The following is a 20,171-nucleotide window of genomic DNA, read 5'->3' as shown; positions in this document are numbered from 1 at the left end:
TGCCGCCGGACCGGTCGCCCGCCGTGCGCCGGTGCCCACCCGTACCGCCGCAGCTGAGGGAGCATCACCGTGCAGGAACTCAGAGTCGTCGGGGTCCGGGTCGAACTGCCCGGCAACCAGCCGATCCTGTTGCTCAAGGAGACGCAGGGCGAGCGGTACCTGCCGATCTGGATCGGGGCGGTCGAGGCCGCGGCCATCGCCTTCGAGCAGCAGGGCGTGCGCCCGGCCCGCCCGATGACGCACGACCTGCTGCGCGAGGTCGTGCGCACCCTGGGCGCCACCCTCGAGGCGGTCAACATCACCGAGATGCGCGACGGCATCTACATCGCCGAGCTGGTGTTCGGCGACGAGCGGGTGGTCAGCGCCCGCCCGTCGGACGCCGTCGCCCTGGCGGTGCGCACCGGCGCGCCCATCTACGGCGCCGAGGAGCTGCTCGACGAGGTGGGGATCGAGATCCCCGACGAGCAGGAGGACGAGGTCGAGAAGTTCCGCGAGTTCCTCGACCAGATCTCCCCCGAGGACTTCGGCGCCGGCTCGGGCTCCGGCGGCGCCTGAACGCACGGGGCGGGTGGGACCACTCCCGTCACCGTCGTCACACGCGTCCCGGATCGGGCAGATCGGTCGCGGACGTGCCGATACCACCCGGTTGGGGTGGATGGGGCGACACGCCGCCCGCGTCAGTTGACCGCCCTGGGGGCCCGGCTTACGGTCGCGGACAACACCGGTGTGACCCGTGGGGAAGCGGGAGCACTCCGGGACGCTCCGCCGCGCCCGTGGCGGGACTCGAAGGAGGACGCTGACGTGAGCGACCAGAGCGAGGGCTCCCAGGGTCAGCTCTTCAGCGACGCCGCCGTGGGGGTGACGGACTACGACGAGGTCGACAGCGACCTCGTCGGGTACCGCGGCCCGACGGCGTGTGCCGCCGCCGGGATCACCTACCGGCAGTTGGACTACTGGGCCCGTACCGGACTCGTGGCCCCGTCGGTGCGCAGTGCCACCGGCTCGGGGACGCAGCGGCTGTACTCGTTCCGCGACATCCTGGTGCTGAAGGTGGTCAAGCGGCTGCTGGACACCGGGGTGTCGCTGCAGAACATCCGCAAGGCCGTCGACCACCTGCGCAACCGGGGGATCAAGGACCTCGCCAACGTCACGCTGTTCAGTGACGGGGCCACGGTCTACGAGTGCACCTCGGCCGAGGAGGTCGTCGACCTGCTCGCCGGTGGCCAGGGTGTGTTCGGCATCGCGGTGTCCGGGGCGCTGCGCGAGCTGTCCGGCGAGCTGGCCGAGCTGCCCGCCGAGCGGCTGGACGGCGCGCCGCTGCACGCCGCGGACGACGAGCTGGCGATGCGCCGGCAGCGCCGCGTGCAGACCGCCTGATCCGTTCCCGACCGTCCCGAGGGGGCGTCCCGCATCCCGCGGGACGCCCCCTCGACGCGTCCGCGGCACCCCGGCCGGTCGAGATCCCGCGATCTCGCACCGTCCCGGTGCCCGGGGCGTGCGAGATGGCGGGATCTCGCCGGGGGACGGAGGCGCGCCCCTCCGCTGGTAGCGTCGCGGCAATGCCGGATGCTGCTGGCCCTCTTCCGTCGTTGCGCTCCCTGAGCCCCGCAGGCTCCTTCGCCGCCCGCCACATCGGCCCGCGCGGCGACGAGACGGCCGCGATGCTCGAGGCGATCGGGTACGACTCGCTGCAGTCACTGGTCGACGCGACCGTGCCCGAGGCGGTGCGCGACCGCGACGGGCTCTCCCTGCCCCCGGCCGCCGACGAGGCCGCCGTGCTCGCCGAGCTGCGGGAGCGGGCCGCCGCCAACGAGGTGAGCGTCCCGATGATCGGGCTGGGCTACTCCGGCACGGTCACCCCGGCGGTCATCCAGCGCAACGTCCTCGAGAACCCCGCCTGGTACACCGCCTACACGCCCTACCAGCCCGAGATCAGCCAGGGCCGGTTGGAGGCGCTGCTGAACTTCCAGACGATGGTCGCCGACCTCACCGGCCTGCCCGTCGCCGGGGCCTCGATGCTCGACGAGGCCACCGCCGCCGCCGAGGCGATGACGCTGGTGCGCCGCGCCGGCCGGGCCGAGCCGGGTGCGGTCTTCGTCGTCGACGCCGACACGCTGCCGCAGACGCTGGCGGTGCTGCGGACCCGTGCCGAGCCGCTGGGGATCGGCCTGCACGTCACCGACCTGTCCGGCGGGTGGCCGGCGGACCTGCCCGAGGCCGGCGCGTTCGGCGTCCTGGTGTCCTATCCGGGCGCCAGCGGCGCGGTCCGCGACCACCGGGCGCTGGCCGAGGCCGCGCACGCCGCCGGCGCGTCGGTCGTCGTCGCCGCGGACGTCCTCGCGCTCACCCTGCTCGAGGCGCCGGGGGAGTGGGGTGCCGACGTCGCCTGCGGCAGCACCCAGCGCTTCGGCGTCCCCCTGGGCTACGGCGGCCCGCACGCCGGCTACCTGTCGGTGCGCGAGGGCCTGGCCCGGCAGCTGCCCGGCCGGCTGGTCGGGGTCTCGGTGGACGCCGACGGCGACGTCGCCTACCGGCTGGCGCTGCAGACCCGCGAGCAGCACATCCGCCGCGAGAAGGCGACCAGCAACATCTGCACCGCGCAGGTGCTGCTCGCCGTCATGGCCGGCGCCTACGCCGTCTACCACGGGCCCGAGGGGCTGGCCGCGATCGCCGCCCGCGTGCACCGCAGCGCGCTGGCGCTGGCCGGGTGGCTGCGCGCCGGCGGGGTCGACGTCGTGCACGGGGCCTTCTTCGACACGGTGCAGGCGCGGGTCCCCGGCCGGGCCGACGAGGTGGTCGCCGCGGCCGCGCAGCGGCGGATCGACCTGCGCCGGGTGGACGCCGACACCGTCGCGGTCGCCTGCGACGAGACGACGACGCCGGAGGTCCTGGCGCAGGTGGCCGAGGCGTTCGGGGTGGCCGCCGACGAGGGCCTCCTCGACGACGACGGCCCCGATGCGCTGCCCGCCGGGATGCGGCGGCGCACGCCCTACCTGACCCACCCGGTCTTCTCCGCGCACCGCTCGGAGACGGCGATGATGCGCTACCTGCGCGCGCTGTCGGACAAGGACCTGGCGCTGGACCGCACGATGATCCCGCTGGGCTCGTGCACGATGAAGCTCAACTCCGCCGTCGAGATGGCCGCGGTCACCTGGCCGGAGTTCGCCGGGCTGCACCCCTTCGCCCCCGCCGGCCGGGCCCGCGGCTACCGGCAGCTGATCGACGAGCTGTGCACGTGGCTGGCCGAGATCACCGGCTACGCGGCGGTGAGCGTGCAGCCCAACGCCGGCTCGCAGGGGGAGCTCGCCGGGCTGCTGGCCATCCGCGGCTACCACGCCTCCCGCGGCGAGTCCTCCCGTGACGTCTGCCTCATCCCGAGCTCGGCGCACGGCACCAACGCCGCCAGCGCGGTCATGGCGGGCATGCGGGTGGTCGTGGTGGCCTGCGACGAGGCCGGCAACGTCGACCTCGCCGACCTGCGCGCCGAGGTCGACCAGCACGCCGGGCGACTGGCCGCGATCATGATCACCTATCCGTCGACGCACGGGGTGTTCGAGACCGACATCCGCGACATCTGCGCCGCGGTGCACGACGCCGGCGGGCAGGTCTACGTCGACGGCGCCAACCTCAACGCGATGGTCGGCCTGGCCCGCCCGGGCCGGTTCGGCTCCGACGTCAGCCACCTCAACCTGCACAAGACGTTCTGCATCCCGCACGGCGGCGGCGGGCCCGGCGTCGGCCCGATCGGCGTCCGCGAGCACCTGGTGCCCTTCCTGCCCGGGCACCCGCTGGTCGAGACCGGCGGGAAGGGCCCGGCGGTGTCGGGGGCACCGTTCGGGTCGGCGGGCATCCTGCCGATCTCCTGGGCCTACCTGCGGCTGATGGGCCCCGACGGGCTCACGCGCGCCACCGAGCACGCGGTGCTGGGCGCCAACTACCTCGCCGCCCGGCTGCGCGAGCACTTCCCGGTGCTCTACACCGGTGCCGGCGGCCTGGTGGCCCACGAGTGCATCCTCGATCTCCGGCCGCTGACCAAGGCCACCGGCATCACCAACGACGACGTCGCCAAGCGGCTGGTCGACTTCGGCTTCCACGCCCCGACGATGAGCTTCCCGGTGGCCGGCACGCTGATGGTCGAGCCCACCGAGAGTGAGGACCGGGCCGAGCTCGACCGGTTCGTCGAGGCCATGGTGACCATCCGCGGCGAGATCGAGAAGGTCGCGACCGGGGAGTACGACCGCGAGGACAACCCGCTGCGCAACGCCCCGCACACGCTGAAGATGCTGGCCGGTGAGTGGGGGCGCCCCTATCCGCGGTCCGCGGCGGTGTTCCCGGTGTCCCGGCTGACCACCCGGGGCTACCTGTCCCCGGTGCGCCGCGTCGACCAGGCCTTCGGCGACCGCAACCTGGTGTGCTCCTGCCCGCCGCCGGAGGCCTTCGCCGAGCCGGAGCCCGCGCAGGCGCCGCAGACGCACGTGCCCGCCCGCGACGAGGGCGCCCCCGACGACCTCGGCACCGTCGCCGACGTGGTGGGCGCCCGGGCCTGACGAAGGACCTCCCTGCCCCCCACCACTCGCGGGCTCGCCGCGGGCCCCTGCAGGGAGGCCGTTCCAGCGTCCTCAGAGGGCGATGCGGCCGGCGGCGGAGGCGATGCCCAGCCAGGTGTGCCGGTTGCCCGCCCAGCACCAGCCGACTTTCGCCGCGCCCCGGCGCTCGCGTCCGTCCCGCCCGGTGCCGTTGCTGATCCACAGCGCCGGCGTCCGCGCGTCCAGGGAGCCGTTCGCCCGCCGCAGCCGCGAGCCGACGGTCATCGTGCAGGCGTTGCGCTCGAGCACGTCCGGGCACTGCAGCAGCCAGGTCAGGCCCTCGGTCACCGTCAGCGGCGTCCGGCCGGCGGCCCGGATGCGCGGCAGCGACTCGTCGGGCGTGCAGTTGCGGTACGCGTCGCCGCGGTCCAGGTCGCCCATCGCGTAGGCCGGCGCGGGCGGGACGGCGTCCTCCAGCGGCCCGAAGTCGTCGAGGTCGGTCATGTCCGCCACGACGAACACCGGGCGGTCGCGCCAGGTCAGCAGGTCCGCCAGCGCCGAGGCCGGCAGCAGCGACGGCGCCAGGACGAGCAGGTCGCCGTCGGGGACGCCGGCGGCCAGGTCGCGCAGGTCGGGAGCGGACAGCCCGGCCCGCTCGGCGGCGCCGACGGCGAGCAGCCGCCCGGCCTGGGTGGCGGGGGAGGGGACGGTCAGCAGGGCGGCGGTGGGCACGGGGACCTCCGGCGACGGCGACGGGCGGACCGGGGACCAACGCCCGGGGTCCTGGCCGGGTTCCGACCTCCGGCCCGTCGACGCGGCGACGGCGCGGGGAGGACCATCGGCCCATGGCGCTGAGGGCAACGCGGGACCGGCTGCGGCGGAGCGCGAGCGCGGCGGTGCTGGCGAGCGGCGCGGTGCTCCTCGCCGCGTGCGGCGGCACGGGCGGGAGCGCGGGCGACCAGGCGGCCGGGCCGGGCGCGGTGAGCCCCGCGGCTGCCACCGGGGAGGCGCCGGAGGTCACCCCGGCACCGGCCCCTGCCGAGGAGCCGGGCGGCACGACCGCGTCCGACGACCTGGCCGGCCGGCTGCTGCCCGCCGAGGCGTTCGGCGCCGACGCCGAGGTCGTCCGCCTCGACGGCGACCACGACGGCGGGCACGGCGGCTGGGGCTGGGGCTGGGGTGGCGGCCGGCACGACGGGGACGGCCACGACGCCTGGCTCGACGAGGTCACCGTGACGCCCTCGTCGTGCGCGGACTTCGTGGAGTCGCTGCCCCTGCCGTCGGTGGACGCCGCCGACCCGGCGGTCGCCGCGCAGGCCGCGCACACCGACGCCGTGCACAGCTGGCAGGTCCTCGCCGAGGCACCCGGGCTGGAGGGGCTGGCGCTGCCGGTCGAGGAGCTCGTCGTCGCCTGCTCGTCGGTCACCGTGGCCGGCCCGGGCGGGTGGGACACCACCGTGCAGCTCGCACGGGTGCAGGTGCCGGCCGTCGGGAGCGACAGTGGCGCGCTGCAGGTGACGGTCGAGGGCTGGGGTCACGAGATGACCGAGCTGGTCGGCATCGCCGTCGACGGGCCGCGCGCGATGCTGCTGGCCCAGTCCGCCGGGGCCGGCGCCGCGGCGCCCGACGCCGCGGCGTTCGCCGACCTGTTCGAGCAGGCCGGGGCCGCCGCCTTCGAGTGAGGACCTGCCTGCCCCCCCACGCTCGACGTGGGGCCCTGCAGGACGGACGCGGCGCCCGCCCCCGGGAGGGGACGGGCGCCGGTGGACGGCCTCCCTGCAGGGGCCCGCCACGAGCTCGCGGGTGGTGGGGGGGCAGGGAGGTCCTTGCTCAGGCCGGGACGAGGCCGGGGCTGCGCCACTGGTGGTGGTCGGCGACGGCGCGGCCGTCGGGGAGCAGCTCACCGTCGTCGTCGAAGAGGACGACGCCGTTGCACAGCAGGCTCCAGCCCTGCTCGGGGTGGCTGCTCAGGACGGCCGCGAGGTCACGCGCGTCGCTGGTGGCGTCGGGGCAGGGGGTGGTGTGTACGCACATCAGGGAGGACTCCCGATCGGGTCGGCGGGAAGGCCGAGATGTCACTGGCGGTGAACGCCTGGTGACCGGACGCGAACGAGTGTGCGCGCGTCGACCGTCCCTGTCAGGTGACGAAACTCACCAGCTGACCCCTTCGGGTCGTCAGTCCTCGCCATGGCGGGCGCCGCCGCGGCGGGCGGACCCTGCCGCCGGACCCTCCCCGCCTCAGCGCACCAGCATGCCGGCGTCGACCGGCAGGGCCACGCCGGTGACGTAGCGCGCCTCGTCGGAGGCCAGGAACGCCACCGCCGCGCTCACGTCCTCGGGGTCGACCAGCGTCACGTCGAGCAGGTTGGCCACGTCCTCGGGGGACTTGCCCCCGTCCTCGGTCAGGGGGCCGCCGAACAGCGCCTCGACGGCGGGGTTGAGCACCATCGGCGTCGCCACGCCCGAGGGGTTGACGCAGGTGACCCGGATGCCGTGCGGCGCCAGCCAGGTGGCGAAGGTGCGCATCAGCCCGACCACGCCGTGCTTGCTCGCCACGTAGCCGTCGCCGCCGCCGCTGCCGTCGCCGCCGCGGCCGGTCAGCCCGAAGGCCGAGCTGGTCAGCACGATCGCGCCGCCGCGGCCCTGCTCGAGCAGCACCGGCACGGCGGCGTGCACGGTGTTCCACACGCCCACCAGGTTGACGTCGAGCTGGTCGCGGAAGGCCTGCCGCGGATCGGCGGCCGGGTCCATCAGCCCGATGCCGGCGTTGGCCAGGACGACGTCGAGCCCGCCGAGCCGCGCGACGCCGTCAGCCACCGCCGCCCCCAGGGCGTCGGCGTCGCGGACGTCGACCTGCGCGGTCACCACCCGGCGTCCCTCGGACTCCACCAGCCGGGCGGTTTCCGCGAGGTCGGCAGGGGTGGCGAGCGGATAGGCGACGGTGCCCAGCGGCGCGCAGACGTCCACCGCGAGCACGTCGGCGCCCTCCCGGGCCAGGCGGAGGGCGTGCGCGCGGCCCTGGCCCCGCGCGGCCCCGGTGACGAACACGGTCTTCCCCTCGAACCTGCGCATGGAGGGGGGACCGCCCGGGGACGCCGGGCTCACCGGTCGGCCACCTCCCGGTACACCGCGCGGGCCCGCTCGACCACGTCGGCCAGCGTGCCGAGCTGCTCGTCGCGGGAGGCCGGGTCGAAACGGCCCTCGGCGGTGACCAGCGCCTCCAGCGCGTCGAGCGCGGCCAGGCACCAGCGGGCCGACGCGGGCACCGCCACCCGCCGGCCCCCGACGTCGACGAAGACCGGCCCGGTGTGCGCGAAGACGGGCGCGCCGAGGGTGTGCTCGTCCTCGCCGCCGTAGGCCGCCGCGGCCAGCCAGGTCCCGGCCTGCACGGGCACCTGCACCTCCAGCTCGCCGCCGCCGGTCTCGGCCAGCACCGCGCCGCCGGCGCCGTGCAGCACCAGCCGGTCCACCCCGCCGCCGGTGACGGTGGCGCGGACGGCGAGCCGGTCGCCGGGGGAGCGGTCGAGCACGGCACCGGGCCCCGCGCCGTCGACGTCGAGGGTGGGCCACGGGCCGTTGGTGACCACGGTGCGCCCGGCGGCCACCGCCGACCGGAACGCGGCGGCGGTGAGCGGCTCGCTCCCCAGGTGCGCGTACACCCGGCCCCAGCCCGGCGGGTTGGACGCGACGCCGGGGCCGTGGGCGAAGGAGAGGAAGACGTCGGTCCCGGCGACCGCCGCCGGCCGCAGCCCGCAGTCGAGCAGCCGGTGCCACAGCACGACGGCACCGCGGTCGTCGAAGCAGGACACCACCTCGACGGCGTCGACCAGGCCCAGCGCGGCGTCGGCGACCAGCTCGCGGGCCTCGACGGTGCGGGCCGGCGCGTACAGCTGCCCGACGTCGGTGAGCGCGGAGTACACCGGGTGGGCGTAGGTGGCCAGCCCGCCCCGCTCGCGCATCGCGGCGCAGGCGGCCGCGTTGGGCGGCCAGTCCCACGGCACCCCGGTGCCCTCGTGGCCGCTGTGCAGGACGTCCGGCACGCCGGCCAGGCCGAGGGCGTGCACGTGCCCGAGGAGGTCGTTGCGGTACTCCAGGCCCGGCACGCCCACCCGGTCGCCCGACCACAGCTCGGTGCCGGCGGTGGTCTCGAGCAGCTCGCGGTCGTAGACCAGCGCCCCGCCGAGGTTGCCGGCGACCAGCTGCACCAGGTGCAGGCCCTCGCCGGCCTGCATGCGGGCGGCGTCGGCCGGCTCCAGCACGGCGTCGCCGGAGTAGTTGAGGTGCACGTGCAGGTCCCCGCCGTACCACCCGGCGGCCGCGGGGTCGAACCGCCGTCGCGGCTCCCAGGTGACCTCCGCGGTCTCCCCGGAGCCCGGGGCCACCGTCAGCGTGGTGCGCCGGTACTCCAGCCCGCGGGCGACCACGACCTCCAGCGGGCCGGCCGGGACGTCGAACTCGGCCTCGCGGGCGTGCCAGTAGGGGCGGTGCGTGGCGTCCCACTTGGCGGGGAGGCCGGGCGGCCCCCATCCGCCACCGGTGGCGTCGGTGACCGACCAGCGCGCGCACACCGGCGCCGAGACGCGCAGCCGGGCCGCCGGCACCTCCCGCACGGCGACGACGTCGGCCCGCGCCGGTCCGCAGGTGACCGGCACCGCGGGCGCGGCGGGGTCGACGTCGACCACGGCCAGCCCCGCCCCGCCGGCCGGCAGGGCCATGGCGGTCCCGGCCACGGTCACCGTCCGGTCCCCCTCCACGTCGGACAGCACGACGACGTCGACCGGCAGGGACGTCCCCGCCGGCCCGGGCCGCGGCGGGCCGGTGTGCACGGTCAGCCCTCCGCCGGGGCCGACGGTGACGACGGCGATCCCGGCGGGCGGGTCACCGTCACCGAGCGCGGCGCGGACGGCGGCCGGCCAGTCGCCGGTGGCGGCGGCCGCGTCGAAGGCCGGCCCGAGCAGGGAGAAGCGGGCCCAGCGGAACAGGTCGGGCAGCGCGGCCTCGCCCCAGCCCCAGCCGTGCGCGTCCCGCATCCGGCGGTAGCCGGCCAGCGCCTCCAGGACCGGCGCGGGCAGGCCGAGCACCGCGTCCTCGCCACAGCACATGCCGGCGACCCTGGCACGGGCGCCCGACGTCGTGTGTCCGTTATCCCCAACTCAGCCACGACCGTCGCTGCGAGGGGAGACCGACAGCGAGGGGGAGGGGTCAGAGCTTGCGCAGCAGGACCCGGCGCACCGAGTGGTCGGCGGACTTCTGCAGCACCAGGCGGGCGCGCGAGCGGGTCGGGGCGATGTTCTGCCGCAGGTTGGGCCCGTTGACCGCCGCCCAGATGGACAGGGCGGTGGCGCGCGCGTCGTCGTCGCTGAGGTCGGCGTACCGGTGGAAGTAGGCCGAGGTGTCGGCGAAGGCGGTCCGGCGCAGCGCGAGGAACCGCTCGACGTACCACCGCTGGATGTCGGTCTCGGCGGCGTCGACGTAGACGGAGAAGTCGAAGAAGTCCGAGAGGAACACCTCGGGCACGCGGCCGTCGTCGCGGCGGCCGGCCTGCAGCACGTTGAGCCCCTCGACGACGAGGACGTCGGGCCGGTCCACCACCTGCCGCCGGCCGCCGAGCACGTCGTAGGACTGGTGGGAGTAGACCGGTGCGCTGACCTCGCCGCGGCCGGACTTCACGTCGGCCAGGAACCGGATGAGCGCCCGCCGGTCGTAGCTCTCGGGGAAGCCCTTGCGGGTCAAGAGCCCGCGGGCCTCGAGGACGGCGTTGGGCCAGAGGAACCCGTCGGTGGTCACCAGGTCGACCCGTGGCGAGCCCGGGGCGGCGGCCAGCAGCGTCTGGAGCAGCCGGGCGGTGGTGCTCTTGCCGACGGCGACGCTGCCGGCGACCGCGATGACGTAGGGCACCTTGGCGGTGGTGTCGCCGAGGAAGCGGTTCTGCGCGGCCCACAGCCGCTGGCTGGCGGTGACGTGCAGGTTCAGCAGCTCGGCCAGGGGCAGGTAGACGGTGGCCACCTCGTCGAGGTCGATGCGGTCACCGAGGCTGCGCAGCGCGCGCAGGTCGGCCTCGTCCAGCGGCAGCGTGCGCGCGACGGCCAGCGCCCGCCAGGCATCGCGGTCGAACGCCGCGTAGGGCGAGATGGAGGGGCGGATCCCGGCCGTCACGGTGCCCATCGTGGCCCCCGGGTCCGCGCGGCCCCGCCGCCGGGTCACCCGCGGGGGTGGGACGCTGCTCCCGGCCGCGCTCTCCCGCGGCCGCGGGGAGGGGGCGCGTCTAGGGTGCCGGTGTGCCGTCCCGCCCCGGGCTGCTCGACCGCGTCGAGCAGTACGCCGTCGCCGCGTCGCTGCCCGACGCGCCGCCGGTGGCCGCCGGCGCGCTCGCCGTTCCGCTCGGGCCGCCCGCGTGGCCGTTCCCCGCCCGCCCGTACCCGGGCACCCGCACGGTCCCCGCCGACGACGTCCGCGCCGCGGTGGCGATGCAGGAGGAGGCGGGGCTGCCGGCCGCCGTCGAGTGGGTGGCCGAGCGGACGCCGTCGCTGGCCGCGGCCGCCCGCGCGGCCGGGCTGCTGGTCACCGAGTTCCCGCTGCTGGTCGTCGACGACCCCGTCGAGCTGCTGCTCCCGCTGGGCGTGCGGCTGTACCTGGTCGGCGCCGACGACCCCGCCCTGCCGCACTACCAGCACCTGCTGGAGACCGGGTTCGCCCCGCACGCCGCCGAGGGGCCGGACGGGGGCGCGGGGGAGCAACCCGGCCCGCCCGACGAGGCGCGCACCGCGGTCCTCCGCGAGCGGGTCGCCACCGGCCGCACGGTGGTGATGGTCGCCGTCGAGGACGGCACGCCGGTCGCCGTCGGCGCGCACCAGCCGGTCGACGTGGACGGCACCGAGATCAGCGAGGTCGTGGGCGTGGCCAGCTCGCCGCGCCGGCGCGGCCGCGGGGTCGGTGCCGCGCTGGCCTCGGCGCTGGTCGCCCAGGCCCGCGAGACCGCCGACCTGGTGTTCCTCACCGCCGGGGACGACGACGTCGCCCGGGTCTACGAGCGCGTGGGCTTCGCCTGGCTGGGCTCCACCGGCGTCGCCGCCCGCCCGCCGGACTGACCGGCCGGCATCCGGCGCGGGGGAGCGGCAGGCATACCGCGACCAGGGGGCGGGCGCGGCCCCGGCCTCCCGCGCCGGGGAGGACGGAGCCGCTCCGCCGGTGCTGCGCTCAGTCCTGCAGGTACACGGGTACGAGCACCGCGCGGGCCAGCGTGTGCCCGAAGAGGTTGAAGCCGTGGAAGGCCGGGCTGGCGTCGGCGGGCACGCCCATGTCCTCGACGTCGAGGGCGTGCACCACGGTGAAGTAGCGGTGCGGGCCGTGCCCGGCCGGGGGAGCGGCCCCCACGTAGCCGGCGAAGCCCGCGTCGTTGCGCAGCTGCCGGGCACCGCGCGGCAGCTGCGCGCCGTCCCGGGACCCGGCGCCGCCGGGCAGCTCGGTGACGTCGCCGGGGATGCCGGTGAGCACCCAGTGCCAGAACCCGGACGCGGTGGGGGCGTCGGGGTCGAACACCGTGACGGCGAACCCCCTCGTGCCCTCGGGGAACCCCGACCAGGACAGCTGCGGGGAGCGGTCGTCGCCGCCGGCGCCCAGGACGCCGCTGACGTGCGGCATCGGCAGCACCTCGCCGTCGCTGACGTCGGTGCTGGTCACCGTGAACGACGGGACGGGCGGCAGGAAGTCGTACGGGCTCGGCGGAACGGGCCGGTCGGCCATGGCGGTCCTCTCCTCGGAACGGTTCGGCGGCCGCTGCCGCCCCGCGCCGACCCTAGGCAGCCGCTCCCCGCCGCGCCGCCCGGCGGAGGACCATCCGCGCGCGCTCGAGCTCTGCCCCCACACGTGTGCAGAGCTCGAAGCCAGACCTCGTGCTCTGCACACAGGGGTGGGCAGAGCACGACCCGCGGTGAGGGAGGGAGCCCCGGGCGGGTGGACTCCCGCTCTCGGGAGGTGCCCGCGCCGCCCGCGCCGTAGCGTGGGGGATCGTGCTCGGACTCCCCGACGGCATCCGCGTCTGCCTCTTCGACATGGACGGCGTGCTCACGCGCACCGCCACCGTGCACATGGCCGCGTGGAAGCGGACCTTCGACGAGCTCCTCCGCGCGCGCGATCCGCAGGCGCCGGAGTTCACCCAGCTCGACTACAACCGCTACGTCGACGGCAAGCCGCGCGCCGACGGCGTCCGCGACTTCCTCGCCAGCCGCGGCATCACGCTGCCCGAGGGCACACCCGGCGACCCCCCGGCCGCGCAGACTGTGCACGGCATCGGCCGCCGCAAGAACGAGCTGCTGCTCACCGAGCTCGAGGAGAACGGCGTCGAGGTCTATCCCGGCTCGATGGCCTACCTGCGCGCGGCCAAGGAGGCCGGCCTGGCCACCGCGGTGGTCACCGCCTCGGCCAACGGCGAGCAGGTCATCACCGCCGGCGGGTTCGCCGACCTCATCGACGCCCGCGTCGACGGCGTGGTGACCGCCCGCGAGGGCCTGCGCGGCAAGCCCGCTCCCGACACCTTCCTGGCCGGCGCCCGCGCGCTCGGCGTCGAGCCCTCGGCGGCGGCGGTGTTCGAGGACGCCCTCGCCGGTGTCGCGGCCGGCCGGGCGGGGGACTTCGGCTTCGTCGTCGGCGTGGACCGGGTGGGGCAGGCCGACGCGCTCGAGGAGCACGGCGCGGACGTCGTCGTCACCGACCTCGACCAGCTGCTGGGGGACGGGAAGTGACGGAGGGGCGGGCCACCTTCCCGGTCGAGCCCTGGTCGCTGACGGAGATCGGCCTCGACCACGCCTCCCTGGGCGTGCACGAGTCGGTGTTCGCGCTCGCCAACGGGCACATGGGCCTGCGCGGCTCGTTCGAGGAGGGTGAGCCGGTCGTCGTCCCCGGCACCTACCTCAACGGCTTCTTCGAGGAGCGGCCGCTGCCCTACGCCGAGGCCGGCTACGGCTTCCCCGAGCAGGGGCAGACCGTCGTCAACGTCACCGACGGCAAGCTGATCCGGCTGCTGGTCGGCGACACCCCGCTGGACCTGGACTACGGCGAGATCGTCGAGCACCGCCGGACCCTGGACCTGCGCCGCGGCGTGCTGCGCCGGGTCACCGAGTGGCGCTCGCCCAACGGCCGCACGGTCCGGGTCACCAGCACCCGCCTGGTCTCGCTGCGCCGCCGGTCGATCGGCGCGATCGAGTACCAGGTCGAGTGCACCGACGACCGGGGCGACCTCTACATCGCCCTGCAGTCGGACCTGCTGGCCAACGAGCCGGTCGACAGCGGCAGCGAGGCCGACGACCCCCGCGCGTCCGCGGCGCTGCGCCGGCCGCTGGTCAGCGAGCTCGCCGTCGGGCGCGGTCACCGCGCGGTCCTCGTGCACCGGACCAAACGCAGCCACCTGCGCATGGCCGCCGGCATGGACCACCTCATCGAGGTGCCCGACTCCGTCACCGAGGACATGGAGGCCGGCGAGGACCTCGCCCGCTACACGCTGGCCGCGCGCCTGCCCGGTCGCGGGTCGAGCGTGAGGATGGTCAAGTACCTGTCCTACGGCTGGTCGTCGCGCCGGTCCGCATCGGCCCTGCGCGACCAGGTGGAGGGCGCGCTGGCCACGGCCAAGCTGGCCGGGTTCCGCCGGCTGGCCGAGGAGCAGCGGCAGGTCCTCGACGAGTTCTGGGCCACCGCCGACGTCGAGATCGAGGGCGACGACGAGCTGCAGCAGGCGGTGCGGGTCGGGGTCTTCCACGTGCTGCAGGCCGGGCTGCGCGCCGAGCGGCAGCCGATCCCGGCCAAGGGGCTCACCGGTCCCGGTTACGACGGGCACACCTTCTGGGACACCGAGACCTACGTGCTGCCGGTGCTCACCTACATCGCGCCGGAGGCCGCCCGCGACGCGCTGCGCTGGCGGCACTCGACCCTCGACCTCGCCCGCTCCCGGGCGCGCGAGCTCGGCCTGCACGGCGCGGCCTTCCCCTGGCGGACCATCCGGGGGGAGGAGACGTCGGGGTACTGGCCGGCGGGCACGGCGGCCTTCCACATCAACGCCGACATCGCCGACGCCGTCGTCCGCTACCTGCACGCCACCGAGGACGAGGAGTTCGACCGCGACTTCGGCACCGAGCTGCTCGTGGAGACCGCCCGGCTGTGGGCCTCGCTCGGCCACTTCGACGAGGAGCACGGCTTCCGGATCGACGGGGTCACCGGGCCCGACGAGTACACCGCCGTGGTGGACAACAACGTCTACACGAACCTCATGGCGCAGCGGAACCTGCGCGAGGCGGCCGCGGCGGTCGAGCGGCAGCCCGACGTCGCCGGCCGGCTGCAGGTGACCGAGGACGAGACGGCGACGTGGCTGCGGGCCGCCCGCCTCATGGCGGTGCCCTACGACACCCGGCTGGGGGTGCACATGCAGTCCGACGCCTTCACCCACCACGAGGAGTGGGACTTCGCCAGCACCCCGCGTGACCGCTATCCGCTGCTGCTGCACTTCCCGTACTTCGACATCTACCGCAAGCAGGTGATCAAGCAGGCCGACCTGGTCATGGCCCTGCACCTGCGCGGGGACGCCTTCACCTTCGAGGAGAAGGTCGCCGACTTCGCCTACTACGAGGCCCGCACCGTGCGGGACTCGTCGCTGTCGGCGGCGCAGCAGGCCGTGGTGGCCGCCGAGACCGGGCACCTGGAGCTGGCCTACGACTACTGGGCGGAGGCCACGCTCACCGACCTGCAGAACCTGCACGGCAACTCCGGTCACGGCCTGCACATCGCGTCCATGGCCGGCGGCTGGACGGTCGCCGTCGCGGGGTTCGGCGGCATGCGCGACCACGACGGGCACCTGCTGTTCGCGCCGCGGCTGCCCGAGCGGATCACCCGCCTGCGCTTCCGGCTGGCCTACCAGGGCCGCGCCCTGCAGGTGACGGTGACCAAGGAGCAGGCCACCTACCGGCTGCTCGACGGCGAGGCGCTCGACGTGCACCACCACGGCCGCCGGTTGACGGTGGACCACGCGGACCTGGTCGTCGACATCCCCCCGGCGCCCGACACCGGCAAGGTCACCCAACCGCACGGGGCCGAGCCGCGCCGGCGCAGCCGCTACGGGGCCCAGTGACCACCGTCAGGCCACCAGCAGCCAGCTGATCGCCAACCCCAGGGCGGCGACGTCGACCAGCAGGAAGACCGCCACCCACAGCACCGCAGGCAGCCGGGTGAGGCGGGCCAGCTGGTCGGCGTCGGAGTCCGGGGCGGCCCGCCGCCGGCGGGCCCGCTGCAGCTCCAGGACGGTGCGCGGCGCGGCCAGCAGCAGGAACCACGTGACGGCCGCGGCCACGGCGGCCTGCCCGGCCGGCGGCAGCCACGCGGTGACGGCGGCCAGCCCCGCGCCGGTGACCAGCACCGCCCACAGGCCGTAGAGGTTGCGGATCTGCAGCAGCAGGAGCGCGAGCAGCGCCAGCACCGCCCACAGCACCCCGACGGCGTACCCGGCCGCGAGCAGCGCCGCGGCGCCCAGCCCGAACAGCGCCGGGCCCACGTAGCCCGCTGCGCAGGTCAGGACCATGCCCAGGCCGGTCGGGCGGCCCTTCGAGACGGTCAGCCCCGAGTTGTCGGAGTGCAGCCGGACCCCGGCCAGCCGGCGGCCGGTGGCCAGCGCGGCCAAGCCGTGGGCGCCCTCGTGGGCGATGGTCACCACCGTCCGTGCCGGCCGCCACAGCGCCGGGGTGGCGACGACGAGCAGTGCGGCGACGGCAGCGGCGGCCAGGACCTCGAACGGGAGGGGCGCCTGGTCGGCCACACGGGTCCAGAGGCGGTCGACGGCGTCCATCCCGGCGAGTGAACCGCACGGACCTGGCAGCTCCCCGGACGCGGGCGCCGCCGCCGTGTCGCCCGTTATCCTCAACTGTCGAGCCGACGTCCTGGTGGTCCGACACGAGGGGGGAGGAGCAGCAACAGCAGAGGAGATCCCCGCGGTGACCTGCAGCGCGCCGACCCCGCGCAGACCCGCGAGACGACCGCCTGGATCCGAGCAGTCATGACGATGGCCGAGTCCCGGTCTTCCTCGGCGTCGGGGGCGTCCGCCCGCGCGACGGCTCCGACGAGTGGCACGTGCTCTGCCGGTTCGCCGGCCAGCAGGCGCTGGACGCCTGGGAGGGGTCCGCGAGGCGGGCCTGGGGGGCGCGCGGAACAGGGGCCGGCCGAGGTCACCCGCACGGAGCGGCGCACCGGCATCGAGGGCTGGTTCGAGCCGCCGGCCGCCACCGAGGTGCGGACGCCGGCCGGCGCCGCCGCGGTGGAAGCGGACGACCTGGAGTGGTGGCTGCACGGGCCGTCCCCGGCGGCAGCGGCGCGCGCCGGCCCGGTCCGGACGCACGGGTCGACGGTGCGCACGCCTCCCCTCGTGACCCGTTACCCCTAACTCACGTAAACGTTGACCGCCAAACGCCCTGCAAAGAACACCAACAAGAGCCAAGGGTGCCCTCCCCGGACCGACCCTGGTCCGGACCGCCCGCGACGCCGGTACGCCCAGCCGGCCGCGCTGACGGCGGCCGCGAGGACCCCGCTGCACCACAGCACCGCGAGCCAGCCGGAGGAGCCGATCGGCGTGCCGGTCAGCAGGACGCGGACCGTCTCGATGACGGGGGTGATCGGCTGGTGCTCGGCCACCGCGCGCAACGCCGTCGGGAGGGTCTCCGGCGGGACGAAGGCGTTGCTCAGGTAGGGCAGGAAGAGCATGAGGAAGCTCAGTGCACTGGCCGACTCGACGCCCGAGGCGAGGACGTAGAGCAGCAGCAGTCCGGCTACGGCGACCCACTCTTGCGGACCGGCATCGGGCCGGAAGCCCATGAGCAGCGCCGCGCCGACCACCACGGCGGTCGACACCGTGTTGCGGGCGACGCTGGCCACGACGTGGCCGGTGAGGACCGCGGAGCTGCGCACCGGCAGCGAGCGCAGCCGGTCGACCATCCCGCTGGTGGTGTCGGCGGCCACGACCATCGCGGTGGAGGCCGCGCCGAAGCCGGCGCAGAGCAGGACGATGCCGGGGACGACGTGGTGGACGTACCGGGCCCGGCCGCTGATCGCCCCGCCGAAGACGTAGACGCACAACGCCATGAGCATCACCGGCAGCACGATCGACATCACCAGGGTGTCGGCGTCGCGGCGGGTCAGGCGGAGGCTGCGCCCGCTCAGGGTCAGCCGGTCGGAGGGAGCGGCGCGCGCTCCGGTGTGCCGGACGGTCGGAGCAGTGGGGACGGTGGCCACCGGATGCCTCCGGGCGGGGTCAGGCGGCCGCGCCGGCGGGGACCGGCTGCGCGTCGGGGGTGGACGACCGCGCCGGGGGAGCAGGCGGCGGCGCGGGGCAGGTCGGCGACGTCGGCCAGGCGGATCTCGAGTCGGTCTCCGCCCACCGGCCTCTTGAGCTGGTCGGGCGTACCCGAGGCGGTCACCCGGCCGCCGTCGACGAGGACCACGCGGTCGGCCGGCCGGTCGGCATCCTCGAGGTACCGGGTGGTCAGCACCAGCGTCGTGCCGCCACCGGCCACCGACCAGCTCGCCGAGGGTGTCCCACATGGTGGCCCGGCCGGCCGGGTCCAGGCCCGTGGTGGGCTCGTCGAGGAAGAGGACGCGCGGCCCGCCGACCAGGCTCATGGCCAGGTCGATCCGGCGGCGCATCCCGCCCGACCACGAATGCACCCGCCGGTCGGCGGCCTGCGTCAGGTCGAAGCGGGCGAGCAGGTCGTCCGCCCGCCGGCGTGCCCCACGGGGGCCGAAGTGGGCCAGCCGGCCCATCATCACCAGGTTCTCCCGCCCGGTCTGCCGGTCGTCGACGGCGGAGGCCTGACCGGTGAGGCCGAACAGCGCGCGGGCCCGGACCGGGTCCCGGACGACGTCGACGCCGTCGAGCACACGGGTGGGCCCGAACGACGTGCACAGGCCGGTCGCCTCGACGAGCACGGCTCCTCCTCGGGCATCGGATCACTCTCGCGTACGTGATACGCACGACAGCGTATGCCGTACGCTCAATGCGGTACGAGGCTCCGGCTACGCTCGCCCGGTCCGGCAGGGGAGGGGGGCCACCGCAGATGAACGGGGAGCAGCCCGAGCTGCCGCCGCAGGTGGCGCTCCTCTGGGGCCGGCGGACCACTGCCCGCCGCGGGCGTGCCTCCGGGCTGGGTGTCGAGGCGATCACCCAGGCGGCCATCCGTATCGCCGACGCCGAGGGGCTGGCCGCCGTCTCCATGGCCCGGGTCGCCGCCGAGCTGGGCAGCGCGCCGATGTCGCTGTACCGCCACGTGGACAGCAAGGACGAGCTCCTGCTGCTCATGTCGGACGCGGCGCTCGAGGGCGCGCCCGAGCTGGCCGGCTCCGACTGGCGCGAGCGGCTCTCCTCATGGGCGTACGCGGTGCTGGCCTGCATCCGGCGGCACCCGTGGTACCGGGAGATCCCGATCAGCGGACCCCCGGTGGGGCCGCGCGACCTCGAGTGGTTCGACCGCGCCCTGGGCGCCCTGGCCGACACCGGACTGCCCGAGGGCGAGAAGGTCCTGGTCGTCATGGGCCTGATGCCCGTCGTGCACGGCCAGGCGCGGCTGTCGATCGACCTCGCGTCCGGCTACGAGGCGGACCCGGAGGCCTTCGGCGCCGGCTTCGGGCGGGCGCTGGCCACGGTCGTCGACCCCGCCCGCTACCCGGCGCTGAGCAGGGTGATCGCCTCGGGCGTCTTCGGACCAGCGGACCCGGCAGGTGAGGGCACCCCGCCCGAGGGGTACGACGACTCCGGGCCCGAGTTCGCCTTCGCGCTGGGCTGCTACCTCGACGGGGTCGCGGCGTTCATCGAACGGACGACGGGACGGCGATGAGGAAGGACCACCCTGATCCGTTATCCCCAACAAGTCGGCACGGACACCGGTGACCCTCGATGGACGATGGAGGAACAGTTGTCGGGCGGTCGTGAGAACGACCTCACCGCCGAGGTCACGAGCAGGGGGAGTGCCGCGTCGACGTCGCCGACCTCGATGCCGACCACGATGCCGACCTCGATGCCGACCAGCGCGCGACCAGGGGAGCCGGCCTGGGCCGTCCGCGGACGGCGCGCCCAGGCCCTCGTCGAGGAGCACGAGTCGGCGACCGCGACGACCGGCACGCAGCCGGGGAACCAGTGGTGCGGCACCCGCGACGCCACGTCGTGTGCCGCTCGGCCGCTGGGCGGCCGTGACGCCGGTGTTCCTGTGACGGAACCACCCGGCAATCTGCGTGCGGGCGCTGTTCGGCTTCCCGCCCGCACCTCCGGGCCTCATCCGTGACGGGTGGTCGGCGTGCTCGCACTGCTGCCGGCGCTGACGCCGTGGTGGCCTCCGTGGCCGTCACCCTCGGGCAACTGGTCGTCGTGGAGGAGGTCTCCGGGTCGGTGGCCCCGACGTCGCCGCGGCCGCCGTGGAGTCCCGGGTCCGCCTGGAGGCGCCCTGATCCCGGTCGTCCGGGTCGTCAAGTCCCGGGGAGGGGCCCGCTCCCTGCTACCTGACATAATGTGCATTATCGGCGATGGCTGGACGGGCGCCGAGAGGGGTCCTGGAGCGCCGTCCGGCCAGTGTCCGCCTCGGGCCCGCCGGGACCAGTGCACGTTCGGCGCCGGCGCTCCACGAGTCC

16 protein-coding genes and 1 pseudogene are annotated in these 20,171 nt (G+C 75.6%); 8 read left to right on the top strand and 9 right to left on the bottom strand.

The features are described from left to right. The first annotated feature begins 69 nt into the window (after positions 1–69). The 3 genes from HLV61_RS15005 to gcvP all read left to right on the top strand — a co-directional run bounded on the left by HLV61_RS15005 (position 70) and on the right by gcvP (position 4,547). Entirely contained in the window at positions 70–555 is a 486-nt protein-coding gene (locus tag HLV61_RS15005) for a bifunctional nuclease family protein (protein ID WP_369256779.1), read from the top strand. A gap of 246 nt (positions 556–801) precedes the next feature. Further along, entirely contained in the window at positions 802–1,377 is a 576-nt protein-coding gene (locus HLV61_RS15000) for a MerR family transcriptional regulator (RefSeq protein WP_440284805.1), read from the top strand. Between the two features lie 182 nt (positions 1,378–1,559). Then, positions 1,560–4,547, top strand: coding sequence for an aminomethyl-transferring glycine dehydrogenase (gene gcvP / locus HLV61_RS14995; protein WP_369256777.1), 2,988 nt, complete (start codon positions 1,560–1,562; stop codon positions 4,545–4,547). 72 nt (positions 4,548–4,619) lie between these two features. Here gcvP and HLV61_RS14990 read toward each other — a convergent pair whose 3' ends face one another. Further along, on the bottom strand, positions 4,620–5,258 hold the full coding sequence (locus tag HLV61_RS14990; protein ID WP_369256775.1) for a DUF5701 family protein: 639 nt from the start codon (positions 5,256–5,258) through the stop codon (positions 4,620–4,622). A gap of 113 nt (positions 5,259–5,371) precedes the next feature. Between HLV61_RS14990 and HLV61_RS14985 the strand changes: the two genes are divergently transcribed. After that, the gene (locus tag HLV61_RS14985) at positions 5,372–6,208 is read left to right on the top strand and encodes a hypothetical protein (protein ID WP_369256773.1); all 837 of its coding nucleotides are present in this window, start codon (positions 5,372–5,374) and stop codon (positions 6,206–6,208) included. A gap of 148 nt (positions 6,209–6,356) precedes the next feature. Here the strand turns inward: HLV61_RS14985 and HLV61_RS14980 are convergent, their stop codons facing one another. The 4 genes from HLV61_RS14980 to coaA form a co-directional block, all read right to left on the bottom strand. Continuing rightward, the gene (locus tag HLV61_RS14980; RefSeq protein ID WP_369256772.1) at positions 6,357–6,560 is read right to left on the bottom strand and encodes a DUF5999 family protein; all 204 of its coding nucleotides are present in this window, start codon (positions 6,558–6,560) and stop codon (positions 6,357–6,359) included. A gap of 204 nt (positions 6,561–6,764) precedes the next feature. Beyond that, positions 6,765–7,598 (bottom strand): mycofactocin-coupled SDR family oxidoreductase, encoded by an 834-nt coding sequence (locus HLV61_RS14975; RefSeq protein WP_369256770.1) that lies wholly within the window; start codon positions 7,596–7,598, stop codon positions 6,765–6,767. A 29-nt stretch (positions 7,599–7,627) separates the two neighbouring features. Continuing rightward, positions 7,628–9,628 (bottom strand): CehA/McbA family metallohydrolase, encoded by a 2,001-nt coding sequence (locus tag HLV61_RS14970; RefSeq protein WP_369256768.1) that lies wholly within the window; start codon positions 9,626–9,628, stop codon positions 7,628–7,630. Positions 9,629–9,728: 100 nt separating this feature from the next. Next, a complete protein-coding gene (coaA, locus tag HLV61_RS14965; protein ID WP_369256766.1) occupies positions 9,729–10,691 on the bottom strand; it encodes a type I pantothenate kinase in 963 nt (320 codons plus the stop codon). Between the two features lie 113 nt (positions 10,692–10,804). Here coaA and HLV61_RS14960 point away from each other — a divergent pair, with 113 nt between their 5' ends. Then, positions 10,805–11,614, top strand: a complete 810-nt coding sequence (locus tag HLV61_RS14960) for a GNAT family N-acetyltransferase (RefSeq protein WP_369256764.1) — start codon at positions 10,805–10,807, stop codon at positions 11,612–11,614. Between the two features lie 109 nt (positions 11,615–11,723). On the opposite strand, the gene HLV61_RS14955 is transcribed toward HLV61_RS14960, so the two are convergent. Continuing rightward, the gene (locus HLV61_RS14955) at positions 11,724–12,269 is read right to left on the bottom strand and encodes a YbhB/YbcL family Raf kinase inhibitor-like protein (protein WP_369256762.1); all 546 of its coding nucleotides are present in this window, start codon (positions 12,267–12,269) and stop codon (positions 11,724–11,726) included. 266 nt (positions 12,270–12,535) lie between these two features. Between HLV61_RS14955 and HLV61_RS14950 the strand changes: the two genes are divergently transcribed. After that, positions 12,536–13,267, top strand: coding sequence for an HAD family hydrolase (locus HLV61_RS14950; RefSeq protein WP_369256760.1), 732 nt, complete (start codon positions 12,536–12,538; stop codon positions 13,265–13,267). Next, positions 13,264–15,639, top strand: coding sequence for a glycoside hydrolase family 65 protein (locus HLV61_RS14945; RefSeq protein ID WP_369256758.1), 2,376 nt, complete (start codon positions 13,264–13,266; stop codon positions 15,637–15,639). Before HLV61_RS14950 ends, HLV61_RS14945 begins: the two co-directional genes overlap by 4 nt. A gap of 6 nt (positions 15,640–15,645) precedes the next feature. On the opposite strand, the gene HLV61_RS14940 is transcribed toward HLV61_RS14945, so the two are convergent. The 3 genes and pseudogenes from HLV61_RS14940 to HLV61_RS14930 all read right to left on the bottom strand — a co-directional run. Then, a complete protein-coding gene (locus HLV61_RS14940) occupies positions 15,646–16,350 on the bottom strand; it encodes a M50 family metallopeptidase (protein ID WP_369256756.1) in 705 nt (234 codons plus the stop codon). A gap of 587 nt (positions 16,351–16,937) precedes the next feature. After that, the gene (locus HLV61_RS14935; protein WP_369257042.1) at positions 16,938–17,786 is read right to left on the bottom strand and encodes an ABC transporter permease; all 849 of its coding nucleotides are present in this window, start codon (positions 17,784–17,786) and stop codon (positions 16,938–16,940) included. Between the two features lie 396 nt (positions 17,787–18,182). After that, a pseudogene (locus HLV61_RS14930) lies at positions 18,183–18,431 on the bottom strand (daunorubicin/doxorubicin resistance ABC transporter ATP-binding protein DrrA); the annotation flags it as partial. Positions 18,432–18,607: 176 nt separating this feature from the next. Here HLV61_RS14930 and HLV61_RS14925 point away from each other — a divergent pair. Then, positions 18,608–19,384 carry a TetR/AcrR family transcriptional regulator gene (locus HLV61_RS14925; protein WP_369256754.1) on the top strand — a complete coding sequence of 259 codons (777 nt, stop codon included), beginning with the start codon at positions 18,608–18,610 and terminating at the stop codon, positions 19,382–19,384. The last annotated feature ends 787 nt before the right edge of the window (positions 19,385–20,171 follow it).

This window comes from Geodermatophilus amargosae (assembly GCF_041028265.1).
Lineage (GTDB): Bacteria > Actinomycetota > Actinomycetes > Mycobacteriales > Geodermatophilaceae > Geodermatophilus > Geodermatophilus amargosae_A.
Note: the sequence above shows the minus strand (reverse complement) of the source record. Positions and strands in the feature narration are given on the sequence as shown.

Coding starts and splice junctions, on each gene's coding strand:
- gcvP (WP_369256777.1), top strand. CDS start 1,560: ATGCCGGATGCTGCTGGCCCTCTTCCGTCGTTGCGCTCCCTGAGCCCC.
- HLV61_RS14985 (WP_369256773.1), top strand. CDS start 5,372: ATGGCGCTGAGGGCAACGCGGGACCGGCTGCGGCGGAGCGCGAGCGCG.
- HLV61_RS14980 (WP_369256772.1), bottom strand. CDS start 6,560: ATGTGCGTACACACCACCCCCTGCCCCGACGCCACCAGCGACGCGCGT.
- HLV61_RS14975 (WP_369256770.1), bottom strand. CDS start 7,598: ATGCGCAGGTTCGAGGGGAAGACCGTGTTCGTCACCGGGGCCGCGCGG.
- HLV61_RS14970 (WP_369256768.1), bottom strand. CDS start 9,628: ATGTGCTGTGGCGAGGACGCGGTGCTCGGCCTGCCCGCGCCGGTCCTG.
- coaA (WP_369256766.1), bottom strand. CDS start 10,691: ATGGGCACCGTGACGGCCGGGATCCGCCCCTCCATCTCGCCCTACGCG.
- HLV61_RS14955 (WP_369256762.1), bottom strand. CDS start 12,269: ATGGCCGACCGGCCCGTTCCGCCGAGCCCGTACGACTTCCTGCCGCCC.
- HLV61_RS14940 (WP_369256756.1), bottom strand. CDS start 16,350: ATGGACGCCGTCGACCGCCTCTGGACCCGTGTGGCCGACCAGGCGCCC.
- HLV61_RS14925 (WP_369256754.1), top strand. CDS start 18,608: ATGAACGGGGAGCAGCCCGAGCTGCCGCCGCAGGTGGCGCTCCTCTGG.